The organism is Novosphingobium sp., assembly GCF_020852455.1.
Taxonomy (GTDB): Bacteria; Pseudomonadota; Alphaproteobacteria; order Sphingomonadales; family Sphingomonadaceae; genus Novosphingobium.
The window spans coordinates 521230-539662 of record NZ_JADZAT010000010.1 but is presented as its reverse complement, the minus strand read 5'-3'; the positions used below and the strand labels follow the sequence as shown (position 1 = coordinate 539662).

The following is an 18433-nucleotide window of genomic DNA, read 5'->3' as shown; positions in this document are numbered from 1 at the left end:
GGGGCATCTCGGGCGAGGACGCGCTGGCGCTTCACCGCAAGGGCGAACAGGTCACCGCGGTCGTGCTCGACGTCGACGTCGAGAAGGAGCGCATCAGCCTTGGCATGAAGCAGCTCGAACGCGGAGCCCCCACAACGGCGGCGGGCGGCGGGTCGCTCAAGCGCAACGACGTCGTCACTGTCACCGTGCTCGAGGTGCGCGACGGCGGACTCGAGGTCCAGGCGAGCGAGGATGGCGCGACCGGCTTCATCAAGCGCTCCGACCTTGGCCGCGACCGCGACGAGCAGCGTCCCGACCGATTCCAGGTCGGCCAGAAGGTCGACGCCATGGTCATCGGCTTCGACCGCTCGAAGAAGCCGAACTTCTCGATCAAGGCCCGCCAGCTGGCCGAGGAAAAGGAAGCGGTCGAACAATACGGATCGTCCGATTCGGGCGCATCGCTGGGCGACATCCTTGGCGAGGCGCTCAAGGGCAAGAGCTGATCAGGATCGGATATCTGTCGTCATTGCCGCCTGGGCGGGGATGACGAGGTGGTCGAAGGCCCGTCCGGAGCGATCCGGGCGGGCTTTCACTTTGCGGTGCAGGCGCTAGATTGGGCCGTGAGGAGACCCCCATGCTTGAACTTCACCAGTTCCCCTGCCTGTCCGACAACTACGGCTACCTGCTGCACGATCCGGCAAGCGGCGAAACCGCCTGCATCGACACGCCCGATGGCGAGGCCTATCTGCGTGAAGCACAGGGCAAGGGCTGGCGGATCACCCAGATCTGGAACACTCACTGGCATCCCGATCATGCCGGCGGCAATGAGGCGATCAAGGCGGCGACCGGCTGCACCATCATCGCCTCGGCCGAAGAGGCCGACCGGACCTTCGGCGTCGACCGCGAGGTCGGCCAGGGCGATGTCGTCCAGCTCGGCGAATGGCGGGCCGAAGTGATTGACGTTGGCGGACACACCAGCGGCCATGTCGCCTATCACCTGCCCGAGGCCGGCATGGCCTTTGTCGGCGACGCGGTGTTCGCATTGGGCTGCGGCAGGATGATCGAGGGCAATGCGCCGCAATTCTGGAGGAGCCTGAGCCGGGTCAAGGCGCTGCCACCGCGCACCCTGCTCTATTGCGCGCACGAATACACCGCGTCCAACGCGCGATTTGCGCTGCATGCCGACCCGGACAATGCCGCGCTTCAGGCCTATGCCGAAAAGGTGCGCACAAGGCGCGAGCGCGAAGAATGGACCGTGCCAAGCAGCCTGGAAGACGAACTCGCCGCCAACCCCTTCCTGCGCGCCGACGATCCCGGCATGCAGGCGCGCTGGGGCGGAGGAGATTCGGTGGCGACCTTTGCGGCGCTGCGGGCGGCGAAGGACAGCTTTTGATCCCACGTTGTCAAACGCAGTCCGTTCGTGCTGAGCTTGTCGAAGCACCGCCGTCTTCTTGGAACTCGCGCAAAGGGACAAGAAGCAGAACGGCCCTTCGACAAGCTCAGGGCGAACGGGTTCATTCAGGGAGTTGGATTGAAAATGCGGGCGTTGCTGGTTGATCGGTTGAGCTCGGACCTTTCAGGGCTTACCCTGACCGATTTGCCGATGCCGCAGCGCGGCCTCGGCGAGGTGCTGGTGCGCGTGCGCGCCGCTTCGCTCAATTTCCCCGACCTGCTGATGACCCGCGGCGAGTACCAGATGAAGCCCGAACTGCCGTTCGTGGCCGGGCTGGAATTCGCGGGCGAAGTGATCGAGGCGGATCCCGGCAGCGGGCTTAAGGCGGGTGACAAGGTTTACGGCGGCAACAAGACCGGGGCCTTTGCCGAATATGCGGTGGTGCCCGAACGCGCGGTGACCCCGATGCCGCACGGGATCGGCTTTCCCGCCGCCGCCGCGTTGGGCGCAGCCTATGGCACCGCCTATACCGCGCTGGTCGAGATCGGCGGACTGCAAGCCGGGCAATGGGTGCTGATCCACGGCGCCAGCGGCGGGGTGGGCCTGGCCGCGGTGGAACTGGCCAAGCGGCTGGGCGCGCATGTGATCGCCACCACGGGAACGCCTGACAAGGTCGAACGCCTCAAGGCCGCGAGCCTGGCCGATGCGGTGATCCTGGCCGAAGGCCGGTTCCGCGAGGCGGTAGCCGAGCTGACCGGGGGACACTTGTGCGATCTGGTCTATGACCCGGTTGGCGGCGATGTGTTCGATGAAAGCACCCGCTGCGTTGCCTTTGGCGGCAAGCTGCTGGTGATCGGCTTCGCCGGCGGACGGATTGCCGAGATTTCGACCAACATCCCGCTGATCAAGGGCTTCTCGGTGGTCGGGGTGCGCGCGGGCGAATATGCCCGGCGGTTTCCCGATCGCGGCAAGGCGATCCGCGCAGCCGTGGCGACGCTGGCCGCCGATGGCCGGCTCAATCCACACATCGACCGGATCCTGCCGCTGGAGCGCTGGCGTGAGGCCTATGCAGCGATGGCGTCGCGCGGGATTGTCGGCAAGGTGGTGCTGGAACCCTGAACGGAAAAGGGCGGCCCGCAGGCCGCCCTTCCCCTCTCCAGCTCGGTAATTCGGATCAGAGTGCGGCAATCGCCTCATCAACCAGGGCCTTGTCGGCCTTGGCGGAGTGACTGCCGGAAATCAGGTCACGTGCGGCACCAGCGGCAGCAGCAGCAGCCTTGGCGCGCAGATCCTCAACCGCGGCGCGTTCGGCGGCAGCGATCTTGTCTTCGGCCATCCTTTCGCGGCGCTTGACCAGCGCCTTGGTGTCTTCGGCCGCCTTGGCGACGATCGCTTCGGCTTCGTGCCTGGCGTGGGCGATAATGCCTTCGGCCTCTTTGCTGGCGGCAGCCTGCTGGGCCTTGGCATTGGCGAGCAGCGCCTCGGCTTCCTTGCGGACAGCGGCAGCTTCGTCCAGCGACTTGCGGGTTTCGGCGATCTGCGCATCGAGCGCACCGAGCACCTGGCGGTGCGCCTTGGCCCCGAAAATCGCGATCAGGAAAAAGATGGTGATGCCGGTATAGACCCAGCCTTCGGCACCCAGCCCCAGCAGGGTCGCTTCGGCATGTTCGCCATGTTCGGCGCCGTGAGCGGCAGCTTCAGCCAGGAGGTTGAGCAGAATGGTCATGCAGTTTCCCCTCAGGCCCGGGCCGAAACAGCGGACTTGGCCGCATCCAGCTTCGGCTCGACGCCGGTCAGCTTGGCCACGATCGCCTGGGCGCTTTCGGCAGCGGCATCGGCCAGTGCGCCTTCAGCCTTGCTGACGGCCTTGGCGATGCGCGCTTCGGCATCGGCCAGAGCCTCATCAGCCTTGGCGCCAGCCTTGGCTAGGCTGGCCTCGGTTGACTTGGCGGCGGCAGCCTTGGCGGCCGCGATTGCAGAACGCGCTTCATCACGCGAACGGCCCATTTCGGCATGATACTGGGCATCGATTTCATCGGCAGTCGCCTTGGCGGCCTTGGCCGTTGCGAGATCACCCGAAATCGACTGTTCACGTGCGTCCATCACCTTGCCCAGCTTGGGCAGGGTCATGCGGACCACGCCGAAGTAGAGCACAGCGAAAAACACAGCGAGCCAGGCCAGTTGCGGCCAGAGCACATGCGCGAAATCAAACTGAGGCATTGCCTATCCTGCCTGCAAATAGTCTGCGCGGCCGGAAGCGCCCGGGCACCTGCCCAAACGCTTCGGCCAGCGCAAAAGGTATCTTAGCTGAACGCCAGAGCCAGCGCGACAACGGCCGCGATCAGGCCGAGCGCTTCGGTCACGGCGAAGCCGAAAATCAGACGGCCGCCCATCTTGGCGTCGGCTTCGGGGTTACGCACGGCACCGTTGAGGTACTGACCGAAGATCGAGCCCACGCCGATAGCGGCCAGGCCGGCACCGATAGCAGCCAAACCAGCGCCGATGACTTTTGCAGATGCAGGATCCATGATGACTTCCTTCGTTTAGAAATGGTTGTGGTGAAACGACTTAGTGGAGGTTGATCGCATCGTTCAGATAGAGCGAAGCGAGCAGAGCGAAAACGTAGGCCTGAACCACGGCGATCAGCACTTCAAGCGCGGTCAGGGCGATGTTCACACCCAGCGGCAGAATGCCGAAGACATAGGGCAGCGCGCCGAACGAACCGAGCGTGACCACGAAGGTGCCGAACACCTTCAGCAGCACGTGGCCGGCCGTCATGTTGGCGAACAGTCGGATTGCGAGGGTGAACGGGCGGGTCAGGAAGCTGAGGAATTCGATCGTGAAGACGAAAGCCCCCAGGAAAATGTTGGCATCCTTGGGCCAGAACAGCGCGAGGAAGTGGAACCCGTGGCGCCAGATGCCCACCACGCAGACCGTCACGAAAACGATCATCGCCAGCCCAAAGGTGACCGTGACGTGGCTGGTCGGCGTAAAGGCGCCAACCCAGGGGATCAGCCCCAGCAGATTGCAGGCCAGCACAAAGATGAAGATCGAGAAAATCAGCGGAGCAAACCGGCGGCCTTCGGGGCCGACGTTTTCATCGAGCATCTTTCGAACGAAATCATACAGATACTCGGTCGCTGCCTGCCAGCGCCCCGGAACCAGCTGCGGCTTCGCGGTGCCGACGAACAGGAAAATCGAAATCGCCACCAGCGCGAACAGCATCCACAGCGAACTGTTCGTGAACGAAACGTCATAGCCGGCCACTTCCAGCGGCTTGATCGTCTGAACCGAGAACTGTTCCATCGGGTTGGCCATCGAAAATCCCTACGTGTCGTTGCCCGGATCGGTATCGAACTGCCGCGAGGTCTGCATCGCGCGGCGCGTTCCGGCAGCAAAGCCCAGCACCAGCATGACGATCATACCCCAGGGACGCGTACCAAGAGCCGTCCAATTGTCGATCGCCCAGCCGACAAAGCCCGAAACCAGCACAGCACCGACGAACTCTATCCCCACGGCCCAGCCGCGCGATTCCGCGCGACCTTCAGCCGAGGAAATTCCCCGTTCATGCTTCGCCTGCGCTTCGGCGATGCGCCGGTCGAGGTCGTCCCCACCGCCATTTCCGCTCGAATCAGTCACGCGATAGCCCTGTCAGTGGCTGTACCCAGAAGGGCCAAACCAACCGGAAGAATGTGCGCGCAAACCCCCTTCCACCGAGGCGGCAGGGTCAACGCGCGGCCCCTTTAGAAAGGGACTTGGGCCGAGTCAACCGCGACTCCAGTGCGTTCACCACGCTTTGCCGCAGTGCAACGAAAAAGGGCGCCGACATTGCTGCCGGCGCCCCGCATTTGAGATGACCTTCGCGGCGTTAGGTCGCCGGGCAGAGATTGTTGCGCAGCGGGGCTTCGGCACCGCGGGTGCGCCACGAACCGTCGGGCGCCTGGTACTTTTCGCCGGGCTTGGTCTTTGCGATCAGCTGGCAGCCCATGGTGAAGGCATAGTCTTCAACCGTCGAGTGCTGCGCGGCGGCGCGTTCGGCATAGAAGGCGCGGCGCTTGATGTTGAGTTCATCGGCGGCGCGGCGCACTTCGGCGCTGGGCACCGAAGGGAAGCCCAGATAGCCATCGGTCTGTTCACCCACCTGGCCCGAGGCCCGGGCGCTGGCGAGCACCGGCGAAGCAACCTGCGCGCTGGCCTGCGCGGCGGGCAGCAGCATGCCCAGCGCCGCAGCGGCCAAGACCAGCGAAAGCCGGTTGTGCTTGCGTTCGATAAGGGCAGTCATGTCCATCGTACTCCTATTCTCCGAACAGGTCGGGCCGTTCCTCGATCGACTTGTTGGCATCAGCCGCAAGGCGATAGACGACCTCCTGCTTGATGTTGATGTTGAGCTCGATCACGATCGGCTTGTCCGGCGCATTGACCGAAACACAGCCCGAAAGCGCAATCGCGCCGCCCACCAACATGGGCAACAACCACCGTTTCCCTGATCGCATCCCCTGCATCGGCAGGACTTTCGCAGCCAAGGCGCGGTTGGTCAATTCGCGATGCATCATGGACGGTTCCTGCTGTCTGAATGCTGAATATCTTGCGGTTTCTGCACCGCAGGCGGTACCGGCGGCGGTGTGGCGGGCGCAGCCGGGGTGGGTGACGGCGCGGTGGGCGCCTTCTTGCGGCCATCCGCCCCCAGTTCCCACAGATCGCGCGGATCGCGCAGATAGGAGGGATCGTAATAGGACTTGAAGGTGCCGACCAGCTGATAGAACGGCGCGCGGATATTGATGTTGAAGCGGATCGGCAGCCCCGCAAAGCGGCTGGTGATGAAATTGCGCTTGGCGCCCTGTCCCTGGCTGACCCCGTCGATCCTGAGCGCGGTGACGATCTCGCCATCGATATTGCCCGCCAGCCCGATCTCCATCCGCTTGAAATCGAGGCTGCGCAGCGCCTGGAAGGCGAAGTTGCCCATTGTCGACAGGTCCTTGTAGGTCAGCTCGCCAACATAGGACAGATTGCCGCCGGGCGGGCGCGAAACCAGCAGCCCGCCTTCAATCCGCCCGCCGTCCTGATCAAAGATCAGCGGCAGGGTGCCATCGAAAGTCCCGCGCGCAGAAATGTTCGACAGGTCCAGCTGCTGGACAAATTTGGCGGCATTGGCACCATCGACCTTCAGGGTGAAGCGCCGCACATCGGCGGTGCCCAGCGCCATCGAGGTCGGCAGCAGCACCAGTCGTCCGTCGATGAACGGCCATTCCGCGCCATTCACCTCAAGGATTCGTCCGGGCTGGAGCTGGAACGAGACGTCGCCGTCCTCAACCACGATCCCCGGGTTGATCGAAGCGACCGCCAGGTGCTGGTTGGGTGCGGTCACCAGCCCCAGCAGATCGGTGAAACGCACCGTCCCGCGCACGCCCTTGACCGGGCCGAACAGCGCCGCGAAATCGAACTGCTGGGTGCTGAATTCGCCGGTGCTGGTCACGCCCTGCCGGTCCCAGTCGATCCGGCCCTTGCCGCTGACCGTCCCCTGCGCCAGCGCGACCACACCCTTGGTGAAATAGGTCAGCGTATCGGGCTGGAGCTTGTCGTCGAACAGGATCCCCGGCACATCGAGATCGGCATGGCCCTGCATGGTGTCGAGATCGTGTTCGATCCGGGTCACCACCACTTCGCGGTCGCTCTGCGGTTCGCGCAGCAAGGCCTGGGCGGTGAAGGTGGTTGAATGCAGCTGCAACGCGGCATCGCGGGCCATCAGCGGATAGAACCGGGCATCGCGTTCGCGGTCCTTGACCCACAGGCTGGCCCCGCTGATCGCCAGATCGCCGTTCGCGAAGTGCCACTTGCCCGCCGCGTCATAAACGTCAAGCGGCACGGCGTTGAGCTTCAGCTCGGTCCCGGCAAAGCTGCCGTCGATCACCTTGCCCAGCATCGCGTCGAGCTGTGCGATCTTCAGCGTGGTCGGTTCGGCCACCGGCCCCAGCGACACGTCGATCCCGCGCGCGGCCAGTGCCCCCGGCCAGGCCAGCCCCACTGCGCCGCTCTTCAGCCGGATTGCGGTGGTGCCCAAGGTGCCCGACAAGGCCAGCCCGGCGGTGCCGGCCGAAAGCCGCGTGCCGCGCCCGTCACTTTTCAGGATCGCACCGTCGCGGCCCGGACAGATCGTCAGACTCTGCCCCGACAGGGCCAGGTTGGCGACCTTGAAACGGGTGAAGCTGACCGGGGTGCATTTGCGCAGCGCCGCCAGCCCGCTTTGCTGCGACCAGTTGCCCTCTACCGGCAAGGCCAGCCCATCAACCCGCCCGCCCGGCAGCGCGCCCGAAACCAGCGCCTGCCCGGCAAAGCCGATCGCGCCATTCGGCAATTGCACCAGTTGCAGCCGCGGCAGCGCGATGCTGGTATCCCCGGCGCGGTATTCGGCCAGGCTGAGCTGGGCGACTCCGCCGCTGGCCCCGCGCCGCTCAAACCGGCCTTCGATCCGTGGCAGCCCCGCCCCATCGGTGCGCAGGTTGCCGGCCAGTTTCGGCCCGCCCCTGGCTCCCAGGGTCGCTTGAACCCGTGACAGCGTCAGCAGGTGCGCGCCGCTGCCGCCGCGCCACAAGGCGCCCGGGATCACCAGATTGGTCAGCTGACCGCTCTGGCGCAGCTGGTAGCTGGCGGAAAAGGTGCTGCCCGGCGCCTCGCGCGCCAGCGATCCGCGCAGCTGTTTGGCCACCGGCGCCACCAAGGTGCCCTGCCCAGAGCTTTCGAGCGAGGCCAGCGCGCCATCGAGCGCCTTGCCCGGGCTGACGCCCTTGCCGCCCAGCATGCCTTCGGCGCTGAAACTGGCCATCCGGTCATGACTGCGCAGCTGACCTTCCAGCGCCAGCTGGCTGACCCGCGCACCGGCCGCGTCCAGCCCTTTGCCCTGCAGCTTGTAACTGGCGGTCAGATCGCCCTGGGCCAGACTGAAATCGCCCTTGCCACTGGCCGCACCCAGCCGGCTGCCTTGCCAGCCGATCGCGCCGCTATCGACCGCGTAGTTGCCATCGAACCGGTCGAACTTCTCTGCCGCAGTCACCGCCAGTTGCAGATTGGCCTTGCGCAGGTTCGGCCCGCCGCCCGCACAGTCGAGCGCGGCCAGCCGCACCGGCCCTTCAAAGCGCGGCCGGGCGGCGCTGACGCTCAGCTTGCCATAGGCGCTGACCTGCTGGGCCTTGCAGCCGCCCATCGCCAGCTTGGGCGCGACCGCCGCAAGAATTCCGGCAAAGCCGCCGCGCAGGTTGCCGCGCCCTTCCGCCTTGATCCCGACCGGGCCGAATTCACTGTCCAGCCGCGCCCGTCCGTCAATCAGCTCAAGATCGAGATCGGGCAGGCCGCTGGGCCCTTCGCGCTTGGCGTAGAGCAGCTTGTCGAGCGAGCCAAGGCTCAGCCGGGCCTGCCGGTAGCTGCCATAGAGCCGCGGACGGACCAGCGTGACCCGGCCCAGTGTGGGCATGCCCAGCGTGGGTTCGATCACCACCTCGGCGCGTTCCACCGTCATGTCGGGGTGCGCCGGATCGCCGATCACGATGTTCTTCAATATCTGGCGCGAGGTGCCGATCTTTTCGATCTCGTAAGTCGCTGGCAAACCCAGGTCTTCGAGCTGGCCGGCGATGATCCGGTTGGCGATCTTTTCGCGCGCGCACCAGCCCAGCGCAAGCGCCAGCACCACCAGCAAGGCCAGCGCGCCCAGCACCGGCCAGCGCCTGCGGCGACGCGGCGGCGGCGCATCGGTAGCTTGCTCTTCAGCCTCGAACGCGTCTTCGGACATCGCCCTACCCTTGCGCGCAAGCCGCTGGAAAGGCAATGGAGTGCAGAACCAGCAGGAGCGCGCGTGCCCGAAAAGAGCGATCAGCCGCATCATGGCGAAGGCCACCGGGCCCGGCTGCGCACCCGCCTGCTGTCCGGCGGGGCCGAGGCGCTGGCCGATTACGAAGTGCTGGAATACCTGCTGATGACCGCGATCCCGCGCCGCGATGTCAAGCCGCTGGCCAAGAGCCTGCTTGACCGGTTCGGCAATCTGGCCGGCGTGTTCAACGCCGATCCCGCAGCGCTGGCCAAGCACCCCGGCATGGGCGAAACCAGCGCGGCGGCGCTGAAGATCGTGGTGCTGGCCGCGCGGCGGCTGGCCCGCACCGGGCTGAAGGAAGCGCCGTTGCTGGCCTCATGGCAGGCGCTGATCGATTACCTGACGATCGACATGGCGCACCTCAACCACGAACGCGTGCGGGTGCTGTACCTTGATACCAGGAACCGGCTGGTGCTTGACGATCTGGTGACCGATGGCACGCTTGACGAGGCCGCAGTCCACCCGCGCGAGGTGGTGAAGAAGGCGCTGGACCTGGGCGCTTCGGCGCTGATCCTGGTCCACAATCACCCCTCCGGCTCACCCGAACCCAGCCGCGCCGACGTGCAGATCACCCAGCGGATCGCCGAAGCCGGGCGGCTGCTGGGGATCGTGGTTCACGATCACGTGATCATCGGCCGCGAAGGCCATGTCAGCCTGAAAGCCAAGGGGCTGATATGAATGGGCCGGCCCTCGCCTCCCCCTTGATGGGGGAGGGATACCGAAGCTTGGCGGCTTGCCGCCTAGCGAAGGTTGGGTGGGGGTGTGCTCGCCTCCACGAATGCTCGGGGCCGCACCTGCACCCCCATCCAACTGCGCCTAGGCTCCTGCGTCGCCAAGGCTTCGTATCCTTCCCCCATCGAGGGGGAAGGTCGGTTGCTGAACCATGTGCGTAGCCGCGATTGCCTGGAATGCGCATCCGGACTGGCGGATGGTGGCGGTGGGCAACCGCGATGAATACCACGCCCGCCCGACTGCCCCGCTGGCGGCCTGGGGCGATGGCGTGATCGCCGGGCGTGACCTGACCGCCGGAGGAACCTGGCTGGGGGTCAGCGAAAGCCGCTTCGGGCTGGTCACCAACCTGCGGGTGCCGGGCTATCCCCGGGCCGAACTCGCCTCGCGCGGGGCCCTGGTGGCGGACTGGCTGCGCGGTGCGCCGCCTGTGCAGACGCAGACGATGAACCCGTTCAACCTGTGGCTGGCCGGGCCGGACGGCCTGACGCTTTACACCAACCACCCCGAACCGTTTTCCATGCCGCTTGATCCCTGTATCCACGGCCTGTCGAACGGCGCGCATGGCGACCGCTGGTTCAAGACCGCGCGGCTTGAAGCAGCGCTGGCGGACTGGCTTGGGCACGGGAGCGATCAGGCCCCGCTGTTCGCTGCGCTACGCGATGAGACCACCCAGAGCCCCGATCCCGAAGACGCTTTCTCATCGGTGTTCATCGTCAACCCGACCTACGGCACGCGCTGTTCAACCGTGATCCTGGTCGATGCCGAGGGCCGCGGGCGGATCACCGAGCGCAGCTTTGATCAGTCGGGAGCAGTGACCGGAGCGGTGGCGCTGACATTCCGCTGGGCCCGATAGCCAGCCCCACCCTTTCCCGTCATCCCGGGCTTGACCCGGGATCCCGCTTTTCTTCTTCGACCTTGGCGCAATCGGACAGGGTGGAAAAGGCAGCTGGACCCCGGATCAAGTCCGGGGTGACGGCGTTTATTTTGCGAAGGAACCTTGCGTGTTCAGGCGAAGTCCGCTGCCAGCAAATGCGGCCGCTCGTTCGCGACCTTGACCACCAGCTCGCCGAACAGCCCGTTGACCCAGGCGAACCATTTGCGGGTGAACCTGGCCGGATCGTCCTTGTCGAAGGCTTCGTGCATGAAGCCGGTGCCGGCATGGGTGGCGCGCAGGGTCTGGAGCGCTGCGGCGATCACTGCATCGTCGCTGGACGATAGCGCGCGCAGGATGATCGACATCGGCCAGACCTGCCCCTCGCCGATATGCGGCCCGCCGATTCCCTCGGCAGCGCGGCCCTTGAAAAACCACGGGTTGGCATCGCTCCACACCGCCTGCGCGGTGGTCTGGTAGAGCGCGCTGTCGGCCGGAACCGAACGCAGATAGGCCAGCCCCAGCAGCGAGGGGACATTGGCATCGTCCATGAACAGGTGGTTGCCATAGCCATCGGTTTCATAGGCAAAGACCCGCCGTCCGTCGGGCAACTGCATGGTGCCGTGGGCATAGACCGCCTTCTCGACCTCGTCGGCCAGCGCCAGCGCTTCGGCCGCGAGCGCCGCATCGTGCAGCACCCCGCCCGCCATCTCGGCCAGTTCACGCAGGGTGGCGACCGCAAACAGGTTGCCAGGGATGTTGCAGGGAAAGGTGCAGGCATCGTCGCTGGGGCGGAAGGCCGAATGGATCAATCCGGTCTTGCGGGTCGGCACGCCGATCCCGGCGAGCGTGGTCTCGGTCGGCTGGTCGGAATTGCGCTGGAACCGATAGGGGCCGGGTCCGCCAACGCGCTGCTGTTCCTTGAATGTCGCCACGATCGTGCGCGCAGCCTTGGCCCAGGTGGCATCGAACGGCTCCACATCGCCGCTTTCCCGCCAGTAATCATGGGCCAGCCGCAGCACATAGCACAGCGAATCCACTTCCCATTTGCGCTCGGCCACGCCCGGCTTCATCTCGGTCTTGTCGCGCCGCGACCAGTGCAGCCCGTCGCGCGAAGCGGGATCGCGGGTGAAGGCATTGGCATAGGGATCCAGCAGCACGCAGCGCGCATGGCGGCGGATCAGCCCGCGATAGAGCGTGCGCAATTGCGCATCGCTGCGGGCCAGATGCAGGTACGGGCGAACCTGCGCGGCGCTGTCACGCAGCCACAGCGCATCGATATCGCCGGTGATGACAAAGGCATCGTCATGACCATCCGCCTGCCCCATGAAGACCGTGGTATCGAGCGTATTGGGATAGCAGTTGGCAAACAGCCAGCGCAGTTCGGGATCGCGGATCAGCGCGGAAACGCGGTCAATCTCGCGTTCGACCGCAGCGGAGACGAACCGGCGCGATGCCAGCGGCGGACGGTTGGACTGGAACATGCGAACCTCCTGCGCGCGCAGCGCCTGCCCCGCGAACAGCATGGCCGCCCCGGCGGCCAGAAACGAACGGCGATGAAAAGCAAGCGACTGCACGTCCTGCTTGGTGGCCGGTTCCTGCCAGCCGTTCAAGCCCCCGCTGGCAAATTGCCCGATCCGTGCTAGCCTTCTTTCGAACAGGAGAGGCACCTATGCGCACCCAGCAGCCCGATGGCATCCACCACATCGCGATCATGTCAGCCAACATGAAGGAACAGCTGACTTTCTTTACCCAGGTGATGGGTTTCCCGCTGGTCGGCCTGTTCGAGATGCACGGCGTGCCAGGCGGCAAGCATGCCTTCCTGAAGATGGCGGACGACAGCTTCTTCTCGGTGGTCGAACTGGCGGGAATCGAGGAAATCCCCAGCACCATCGGCATCACCCATGCCGGCACCGGCGCGGGCAAGGTGGCGGCGGGCGTCACCCAGCACATCGCCTTCCGCGCTCCGGATGAGGACGGCCTGATCGCCATGCGCGACCGGATCCGCAGCCACGGCGTGCCGGCGATCGGCCCGATCGGGCATGGCTTTTGCAAGTCGATCTATTTCGCCGGGCCCGAAGGGCTGACGCTGGAAGTAGCCTGCGCGGTGAGCGCGGTCGATCCGGCCCGCTGGGTCGATCCGGCCATGCTGGCGGAATGCGGGATCAGCGGCGAAGAGGCGCAGGCCATGCTCAACCCCGCACCCTGCACCGCCGACAGCCCGGTCGCCCAGCCCGCCTTCGACGCCAGCAAGCCGCAGCTTGGCTATCCGCCCGAAGTGCTGAAATCGATCCTGTCCGCGCCGGATGCGGCGATCACTGCCCAGGGTAGCTACAATGAGCCGCCGGTGGCGGCGTGACTGATCGGCAAAAATCCGCTATGGATCAGACATGACCAAACTCGAACTGAGCATCGACATTTCTGATCAGCTTGCCCGCGATGCACGGGAAGCTGGCCTGTTGTCGCCTGCCGCCCTGGCTGACCTGCTGCAGGACGAGGTTCGGCGCAAGGCGCTTGAGCGAATGCAGGATGCGCGCAGCAAGGCTGGTCCAGGTAAGCCAATGACTGCCAGGGAACTGCAGGCAATTGTGGATTCAGTGCGGAAACGCCGCGCTTAAATGATCCGATCCGTCTGGTTCTGGATACCAATGTTGTACTGTCGGCATTGCTGTGGGGCGGAAAACCCGCCGAATTGATCAACCTCTGCGCGACGCAGGCCATCAGGCTCTATTCCAGCGAGCGACTGCTGGACGAACTTGCCCAATCACTGCGCAAGCCAAAACTGATCAACCGTGTGGGGCAAACCGGACTTGCTCCCGATCAGCATGTCGCAAACTACCGCAGTGTGGTTCAGATGGTTGAACATGGCGACCTGGCAAGGCCTGCTTCCCGCGATGCCGACGATGATTTCGTTCTGGCTTGCGCGCAAGCGGCCCGGGCCAATGTGGTTGTGACAGGCGATGATGACTTGCTGGTCCTGAGCGCTTGGGACGGTATCGCCATCCTCACAGTTGCCGAAAGCCTTTCGCTGCTGAAGGTTCTTCGCAAGGGCTGAGATCGGCACCAGCTTTCCTACATCATCCAAACCTGCCACACTCGGCCCCATGCCCCCGACAGACCCGGCGCGGCGATCCGCGTGACACAGCAGAGCCCATACCACCCGAAAGCCGCGCCACCAGCGCGGCTTTCGTGCATCTGGGCCCCTCGCTATGGCCACACATAAGTGTTGCCAGGATGTGTTTTATCAACTTGCGCATTCTGCAACTGACCCGCCCCCTTGCCTTATCCGCCCCCTCCCCCTAGCGCCGCCTCACATTCCCAGCAGGAGTCGAAACCATGGTCCCCCGTTACGCCCGCCCCGCGATGGTCGCGATCTGGGAGCCGGAAGCGCGCTATCGCATCTGGTTCGAAATCGAGGCGCACGCGACCGAGAAGCTGGGCGAACTGGGCGTGGTGCCGGCCAGCGGCGCCAAGGCGCTGTGGGACTGGTGGGCGACCAATCCGGCGATCGACGTGGCCGCGATCGACGCGATTGAAGCGGTGACCAAGCACGACGTGATCGCCTTCCTCGATTGGGTCGCCCAGCAGGTTGGCCCCGAAGCGCGCTTCATGCACCAGGGGATGACCAGCTCTGACGTGCTCGATACCACGCTGGCGGTGCAATTGGCTCGCGCCTCTGACCTGCTGTTGGCGGACCTTGACGCGCTGCTGGCCGCGATCAAGCGCCGCGCGCTGGAACACAAGTACACGCCCACCATCGGCCGCAGCCACGGGATCCATGCCGAACCGACCACCTTCGGCAAGAAGCTGGCCGAAGCCTATGCCGAATTCGCCCGCTGCAAGGCGCGGCTGATTGCCGCCCGCGCCGAAGTGGCCACCTGCGCGATCAGCGGCGCGGTGGGCACTTTCGCCAATATCGACCCGTCGGTTGAGGAATATGTGGCGGACAAGCTGGGGCTGGTTCCCGAAACCGTCAGCACCCAGGTGATCCCGCGCGATCGCCATGCGATGTTCTTCGCCACGCTGGGCGTGATCGCCAGCAGCATCGAACGCCTGGCGATCGAAATCCGCCACCTGCAGCGCACCGAAGTGCTGGAAGCAGAGGAATACTTCTCGCCAGGCCAGAAGGGCTCGTCGGCGATGCCGCACAAGCGCAACCCGGTGCTGACCGAGAACCTGACCGGACTGGCCCGGATGGTCCGTTCGGCGGTTACCCCGGCGCTGGAAAACGTCGCGCTGTGGCATGAGCGCGATATCTCGCACTCCTCGGTCGAACGCTTCATCGGGCCCGACGCCACGATCACGCTCGACTTCGCGCTGGCCCGGCTGACCTCGGTGGTGGACAAGCTGGTGATCTATCCCGAACGGATGGAAAAGAACCTCAACAAGATGGGCGGACTGGTCCATTCGCAGCGGGTGCTGCTGGCGCTGACTCAGGCCGGACTGGAACGCGATGCCAGCTATCGGCTGGTCCAGCGCAATGCAATGAAGGTGTGGGAATCCGACGGCCAGCTCTCGCTGCTCGAACTGCTGAAAGCCGATCCGGAAGTCAGCGCAGTGATGAGCGCCGCCGAACTCGAAGAGAAGTTCAACCTCGACTACCACTTCAAGGCGATCGACACGATCTTCGCCCGGGTGTTCGGGGAATAGGCGCAATCCCATCTGGCTCGTCACCCCGGACTTGATCCGGGGTCCCGCTTCAGGGACAAGACTGCGCTCGAAGAACAAGCGGGACCCCGGGTCAAGCCCGGGGTGACGGGACAAGAGAGAGATTGTGATGAAGCGCCTGGTCAAATATGCATTCGGCCTGCTGGCGGTGGCGCTGATGGCGCTGTTCGTTTGGGGCTATGCACCCGATACCGATCCGGCCGCGATGAAGGCCAAGTATGCCAATGCCGCCTCGCAATTCGTCGATCTGGGCGGCGGCCTGACCATGCATGTCCGCGACGAGGGCAAGCGCGATGGCCCGGTTCTGGTGCTGCTGCACGGTTCGAACGCCTCGCTCCACACCTGGCAGCCATGGGTGGATCGGCTCAAGGCCAGGTACCGGATCATCAGACTTGACCAGATCGGCCACGGCCTGACCGGCCCCAATCCCTCTGGCCAGTACGATAGCGACGCCTTTGTCAGCACGCTCGATGCGCTGATGGTCAAGCTGAAGATCGGCAGGTTTGCGCTGGCCGGCAATTCGATGGGCGGATTCGTCGCCTGGGAATATGCCCTGGCCCATCCGGACAAGCTGACCCACCTGGTGCTGATCGATTCCAGCGGCCCGCCCGAGGATCCCAAAAAGCAGCTGCCGATCGGCTTCCGCATCGCCCGAACGCCCGGCCTCAACCAGCTGGCGCTGGTCATCACTCCGCGTTCCCTGTTTGAAAAATCGATGCACCAGTCGGTTTCAAACCAGGCAATTGTCACGCCGGAAGCTATCGATCGCTATTGGGAGCTCAATCGCTATCCCGGCAACCGCAAGGCCACCGGGCAGCGCTTTGCAGCCTATTCCGGCCGGACCCGCGACATCGGCAAGGTCAGCACAATCAAGACCCCGACGCTGATCCTGTGGGGCGCGGAAGACAAGCTGATCCCGGTTTCCAGTGCCGACTGGTTCGCCGCGCGGATCCCCGGTTCGATCAAGATCGTCTATCCGGGTATTGGCCACATTCCGATGGAAGAGGCGCCTGACCAGACCGTCGCCGATCTCGACGCCTTTCTGTCGAAAGGCGTTGCAACGCCCGGCAACTTGCCTAGCATCGCCCCAACCCCCTGAACGCGAAGGAGGACCAGACCGATGCAAGTGATCCGGACGATCGTGTGGGTGCTGCTGCTGGTGGCGCTGCTGCTGTTCTCGATCAACAACTGGCAGGACGTTGAAGTGAAGATCTGGGAGGGGCTGATCCTCCAGACCAAGTTGCCCGCGCTGGTGCTGGCTTCGTTCCTCCTCGGCCTCTTGCCGATGTGGCTGCTGCACAAGGGCGCGGCCTGGCGCTGGAACCGGCGGATCGGGGCACTCGAAAACTCGGTCAAGGCGGCCACCTCCACCAACCCGGCGCCCGTCGCCACCACCTCGCAACTCGATGCCCGTCAGGAGCCACCGGCCAACCCGCTATGACCAATCCGATCTATCTTGCACTCGATTTTCCCCGCCTGGAAACCGCCGATGCCGTGGCCCGCAAGGTCAAGGACCACGTCGGCGGGCTGAAGCTTGGCATGGAATTTTTCTATGCCCATGGCCATCACGGGGTGCACGAGATTGCCAAGATCGGACTGCCGATCTTCCTCGACCTCAAGCTGCATGACATTCCCAACACCGTCGCCGGGGCGATGCAGGCGATCCATGTTCTCGAACCGGCGATCGTCACTGTCCACGCCGGCGGCGGACGGGCGATGATGGAAGATGCCAAGGCCGCGGCAGGCGAACATTGCAAGGTGGTGGGCGTGACGCTGCTGACCAGCCTTGATGAAACCGACATGGCCGCCACGGGAATCGGGGGCACACCCCATGACCAGGTGATGCGGCTGGCCGAACTGGCGCATGCATCGGGCCTCGACGGGATCGTCTGCTCGGGACACGAGGTTGGCGCGGTCCATTCGCAGTGGAAGGACGGGTTCTTCGTGGTTCCGGGCCTGCGTCCGGCCGATGCCAAGCTGGGTGACCAGAAGCGCGCGGTAACCCCGCGTCAGGCGCGCGATGCCGGGGCATCGGTGCTGGTGATCGGCCGCCCGATTGCGCGCGCGGATGATCCGGTGGCGGCTGCCAAAGCGATCGAGGCCACGCTCTAGGGGCGAACCTCAGTTCAGCTAGGCGAAAGGCGGGCGACGCCATACCGGTTGCCAACTCCAAGGAGTAATACCATGAAATCGCTCAAATTCGCCCTCGCTCCGCTTGCCCTTGCCCTCTCGCTTCCGGGAACCGCCATGGCCCACGACACCCAGCCCGCGATCGCCGCCAGCTCCACCCTGCTCAGCGTCAGCGCCGATGGCAAGAGCACCCGGGTGCCAGATCTGGCGGTGTTCAGCGCCGGTGTGGTCAGCGAAGGCCGGACCGCCAGCGAGGCACTGGCTGCCAATGCTGCCGCGATGAACCGGGTGCTCGCGTCGCTGAAGAAGGCCGGCATCGCCGACAAGGACGTCCAGACCAGCAACATCAGCCTGAACCCGGTCTATGGCCAGCCGGTGGTCGGCCCGAATGGCCAGGTCACCCAGGAACCGCGGATTGTCGGCTATCAGGCCAACAACACGGTCACCGTGCGCAGCCGCGACATCAAGGGCTTCGGCAAGGTGCTCGACGCGCTGGTCGCTTCGGGCGCCAACCAGATCAGCGGCCCCAGCTTCCAGATGTCCAATCCTTCGGCTGCGACCGACGAGGCACGGGTCGCCGCGATGAAGAACGCCCGGGCGCGGGCTGACCTCTATGCCCGGGCTGCTGGACTGCGGGTGGTTCGCATCGTCTCGATCAGCGAAGGCGGCGGCTATTCTCCGCCGATGCCGGTGATGTACGGCGCGAAGATGGCCATGGCCGACGCCGCCCCGACGCCGATCTCGGCCGGGGAAGTGGAAGCCGCGGTCAATGTAAGCGTGCAGTTCGAACTGGCGCCCTGAG

22 protein-coding genes are annotated in these 18433 nt (G+C 65.1%); 13 read left to right on the top strand and 9 right to left on the bottom strand.

The window, feature by feature from the left end; all coding sequences use genetic code 11:
- The 3 genes from IT549_RS06655 to IT549_RS06645 all read left to right on the top strand — a co-directional run.
- Positions 1 to 482 (top strand): S1 RNA-binding domain-containing protein (locus IT549_RS06655; protein ID WP_292971091.1); only part of this gene is annotated, 482 nt, incomplete at its 5' end.
- Positions 483 to 613: 131 nt separating this feature from the next.
- A complete protein-coding gene (gloB, locus tag IT549_RS06650; protein ID WP_292971088.1) occupies positions 614 to 1372 on the top strand; it encodes a hydroxyacylglutathione hydrolase in 759 nt (252 codons plus the stop codon).
- Between the two features lie 144 nt (positions 1373 to 1516).
- Positions 1517 to 2491: an NADPH:quinone oxidoreductase family protein gene (locus tag IT549_RS06645; RefSeq protein ID WP_292971085.1), complete on the top strand. Its 975-nt coding sequence runs from the start codon at positions 1517 to 1519 to the stop codon at positions 2489 to 2491.
- Positions 2492 to 2546: 55 nt separating this feature from the next.
- On the opposite strand, the gene IT549_RS06640 is transcribed toward IT549_RS06645, so the two are convergent.
- From IT549_RS06640 to IT549_RS06605, 8 genes are all read right to left on the bottom strand, one after another.
- Entirely contained in the window at positions 2547 to 3098 is a 552-nt protein-coding gene (locus tag IT549_RS06640) for a hypothetical protein (protein WP_292971082.1), read from the bottom strand.
- Positions 3099 to 3109: 11 nt separating this feature from the next.
- Entirely contained in the window at positions 3110 to 3592 is a 483-nt protein-coding gene (locus IT549_RS06635; RefSeq protein WP_292971080.1) for an ATPase, read from the bottom strand.
- Between the two features lie 83 nt (positions 3593 to 3675).
- Positions 3676 to 3900 carry a F0F1 ATP synthase subunit C gene (locus IT549_RS06630; RefSeq protein WP_292971078.1) on the bottom strand — a complete coding sequence of 75 codons (225 nt, stop codon included), beginning with the start codon at positions 3898 to 3900 and terminating at the stop codon, positions 3676 to 3678.
- A 40-nt stretch (positions 3901 to 3940) separates the two neighbouring features.
- Positions 3941 to 4690, bottom strand: coding sequence for a F0F1 ATP synthase subunit A (locus IT549_RS06625; RefSeq protein ID WP_292971075.1), 750 nt, complete (start codon positions 4688 to 4690; stop codon positions 3941 to 3943).
- A gap of 9 nt (positions 4691 to 4699) precedes the next feature.
- Positions 4700 to 5011: an AtpZ/AtpI family protein gene (locus IT549_RS06620; protein ID WP_292971073.1), complete on the bottom strand. Its 312-nt coding sequence runs from the start codon at positions 5009 to 5011 to the stop codon at positions 4700 to 4702.
- A 229-nt stretch (positions 5012 to 5240) separates the two neighbouring features.
- Entirely contained in the window at positions 5241 to 5654 is a 414-nt protein-coding gene (locus tag IT549_RS06615; RefSeq protein WP_292971071.1) for a YdbL family protein, read from the bottom strand.
- A gap of 13 nt (positions 5655 to 5667) precedes the next feature.
- Positions 5668 to 5835: a YnbE family lipoprotein gene (locus IT549_RS06610; RefSeq protein WP_292971128.1), complete on the bottom strand. Its 168-nt coding sequence runs from the start codon at positions 5833 to 5835 to the stop codon at positions 5668 to 5670.
- Between the two features lie 86 nt (positions 5836 to 5921).
- A complete protein-coding gene (locus IT549_RS06605) occupies positions 5922 to 9152 on the bottom strand; it encodes a YdbH domain-containing protein (protein WP_292971069.1) in 3231 nt (1076 codons plus the stop codon).
- Positions 9153 to 9215: 63 nt separating this feature from the next.
- Here IT549_RS06605 and radC point away from each other — a divergent pair, with 63 nt between their 5' ends.
- Both radC and IT549_RS06595 read left to right on the top strand, forming a co-directional pair.
- Positions 9216 to 9908: a DNA repair protein RadC gene (gene radC / locus IT549_RS06600; RefSeq protein WP_292971068.1), complete on the top strand. Its 693-nt coding sequence runs from the start codon at positions 9216 to 9218 to the stop codon at positions 9906 to 9908.
- A gap of 205 nt (positions 9909 to 10113) precedes the next feature.
- A complete protein-coding gene (locus IT549_RS06595; protein ID WP_292971067.1) occupies positions 10114 to 10815 on the top strand; it encodes an NRDE family protein in 702 nt (233 codons plus the stop codon).
- Between the two features lie 152 nt (positions 10816 to 10967).
- Here the strand turns inward: IT549_RS06595 and IT549_RS06590 are convergent, their stop codons facing one another.
- Positions 10968 to 12359: a glycoside hydrolase family 125 protein gene (locus tag IT549_RS06590; RefSeq protein WP_292971126.1), complete on the bottom strand. Its 1392-nt coding sequence runs from the start codon at positions 12357 to 12359 to the stop codon at positions 10968 to 10970.
- 146 nt (positions 12360 to 12505) lie between these two features.
- On the opposite strand from IT549_RS06590, the gene IT549_RS06585 reads away from it, so the two are divergent.
- The 8 genes from IT549_RS06585 (at position 12506) to IT549_RS06550 (ending at position 18432) form a co-directional block, all read left to right on the top strand.
- On the top strand, positions 12506 to 13192 hold the full coding sequence (locus tag IT549_RS06585; RefSeq protein WP_292971066.1) for a VOC family protein: 687 nt from the start codon (positions 12506 to 12508) through the stop codon (positions 13190 to 13192).
- 31 nt (positions 13193 to 13223) lie between these two features.
- Positions 13224 to 13451 (top strand): hypothetical protein, encoded by a 228-nt coding sequence (locus IT549_RS06580; RefSeq protein ID WP_292971065.1) that lies wholly within the window; start codon positions 13224 to 13226, stop codon positions 13449 to 13451.
- An 8-nt stretch (positions 13452 to 13459) separates the two neighbouring features.
- Positions 13460 to 13888, top strand: a complete 429-nt coding sequence (locus tag IT549_RS06575; RefSeq protein WP_365776321.1) for a putative toxin-antitoxin system toxin component, PIN family — start codon at positions 13460 to 13462, stop codon at positions 13886 to 13888.
- Between the two features lie 281 nt (positions 13889 to 14169).
- Positions 14170 to 15483 carry an adenylosuccinate lyase gene (gene purB, locus IT549_RS06570; RefSeq protein WP_292971064.1) on the top strand — a complete coding sequence of 438 codons (1314 nt, stop codon included), beginning with the start codon at positions 14170 to 14172 and terminating at the stop codon, positions 15481 to 15483.
- 127 nt (positions 15484 to 15610) lie between these two features.
- On the top strand, positions 15611 to 16600 hold the full coding sequence (locus IT549_RS06565; RefSeq protein ID WP_292971063.1) for an alpha/beta hydrolase: 990 nt from the start codon (positions 15611 to 15613) through the stop codon (positions 16598 to 16600).
- Positions 16601 to 16621: 21 nt separating this feature from the next.
- Positions 16622 to 16942, top strand: coding sequence for a lipopolysaccharide assembly protein LapA domain-containing protein (locus tag IT549_RS06560; RefSeq protein ID WP_292971062.1), 321 nt, complete (start codon positions 16622 to 16624; stop codon positions 16940 to 16942).
- On the top strand, positions 16939 to 17613 hold the full coding sequence (gene pyrF / locus IT549_RS06555) for an orotidine-5'-phosphate decarboxylase (RefSeq protein ID WP_292971061.1): 675 nt from the start codon (positions 16939 to 16941) through the stop codon (positions 17611 to 17613). Before IT549_RS06560 ends, pyrF begins: the two co-directional genes overlap by 4 nt.
- Positions 17614 to 17685: 72 nt before the next feature.
- Positions 17686 to 18432 (top strand): SIMPL domain-containing protein, encoded by a 747-nt coding sequence (locus tag IT549_RS06550; RefSeq protein WP_292971060.1) that lies wholly within the window; start codon positions 17686 to 17688, stop codon positions 18430 to 18432.
- Position 18433: the final 1 nt, after the last annotated feature.

Bases quoted from the DNA above. Each gene is read 5' to 3' on its own strand.
- IT549_RS06585 (WP_292971066.1), top strand. From the start codon at position 12,506: ATGCGCACCCAGCAGCCCGATGGCATCCACCACATCGCGATCATGTCA.
- IT549_RS06635 (WP_292971080.1), bottom strand. From the start codon at position 3,592: ATGCCTCAGTTTGATTTCGCGCATGTGCTCTGGCCGCAACTGGCCTGG.
- pyrF (WP_292971061.1), top strand. From the start codon at position 16,939: ATGACCAATCCGATCTATCTTGCACTCGATTTTCCCCGCCTGGAAACC.
- IT549_RS06590 (WP_292971126.1), bottom strand. From the start codon at position 12,359: ATGCTGTTCGCGGGGCAGGCGCTGCGCGCGCAGGAGGTTCGCATGTTC.
- IT549_RS06605 (WP_292971069.1), bottom strand. From the start codon at position 9,152: ATGTCCGAAGACGCGTTCGAGGCTGAAGAGCAAGCTACCGATGCGCCG.
- IT549_RS06645 (WP_292971085.1), top strand. From the start codon at position 1,517: ATGCGGGCGTTGCTGGTTGATCGGTTGAGCTCGGACCTTTCAGGGCTT.
- IT549_RS06550 (WP_292971060.1), top strand. From the start codon at position 17,686: ATGAAATCGCTCAAATTCGCCCTCGCTCCGCTTGCCCTTGCCCTCTCG.
- IT549_RS06565 (WP_292971063.1), top strand. From the start codon at position 15,611: ATGAAGCGCCTGGTCAAATATGCATTCGGCCTGCTGGCGGTGGCGCTG.
- IT549_RS06625 (WP_292971075.1), bottom strand. From the start codon at position 4,690: ATGGCCAACCCGATGGAACAGTTCTCGGTTCAGACGATCAAGCCGCTG.
- IT549_RS06615 (WP_292971071.1), bottom strand. From the start codon at position 5,654: ATGACTGCCCTTATCGAACGCAAGCACAACCGGCTTTCGCTGGTCTTG.
- IT549_RS06630 (WP_292971078.1), bottom strand. From the start codon at position 3,900: ATGGATCCTGCATCTGCAAAAGTCATCGGCGCTGGTTTGGCTGCTATC.
- IT549_RS06640 (WP_292971082.1), bottom strand. From the start codon at position 3,098: ATGACCATTCTGCTCAACCTCCTGGCTGAAGCTGCCGCTCACGGCGCC.
- gloB (WP_292971088.1), top strand. From the start codon at position 614: ATGCTTGAACTTCACCAGTTCCCCTGCCTGTCCGACAACTACGGCTAC.
- IT549_RS06610 (WP_292971128.1), bottom strand. From the start codon at position 5,835: ATGTTGGTGGGCGGCGCGATTGCGCTTTCGGGCTGTGTTTCGGTCAAT.
- IT549_RS06560 (WP_292971062.1), top strand. From the start codon at position 16,622: ATGCAAGTGATCCGGACGATCGTGTGGGTGCTGCTGCTGGTGGCGCTG.
- IT549_RS06580 (WP_292971065.1), top strand. From the start codon at position 13,224: ATGACCAAACTCGAACTGAGCATCGACATTTCTGATCAGCTTGCCCGC.
- IT549_RS06595 (WP_292971067.1), top strand. From the start codon at position 10,114: ATGTGCGTAGCCGCGATTGCCTGGAATGCGCATCCGGACTGGCGGATG.
- purB (WP_292971064.1), top strand. From the start codon at position 14,170: ATGGTCCCCCGTTACGCCCGCCCCGCGATGGTCGCGATCTGGGAGCCG.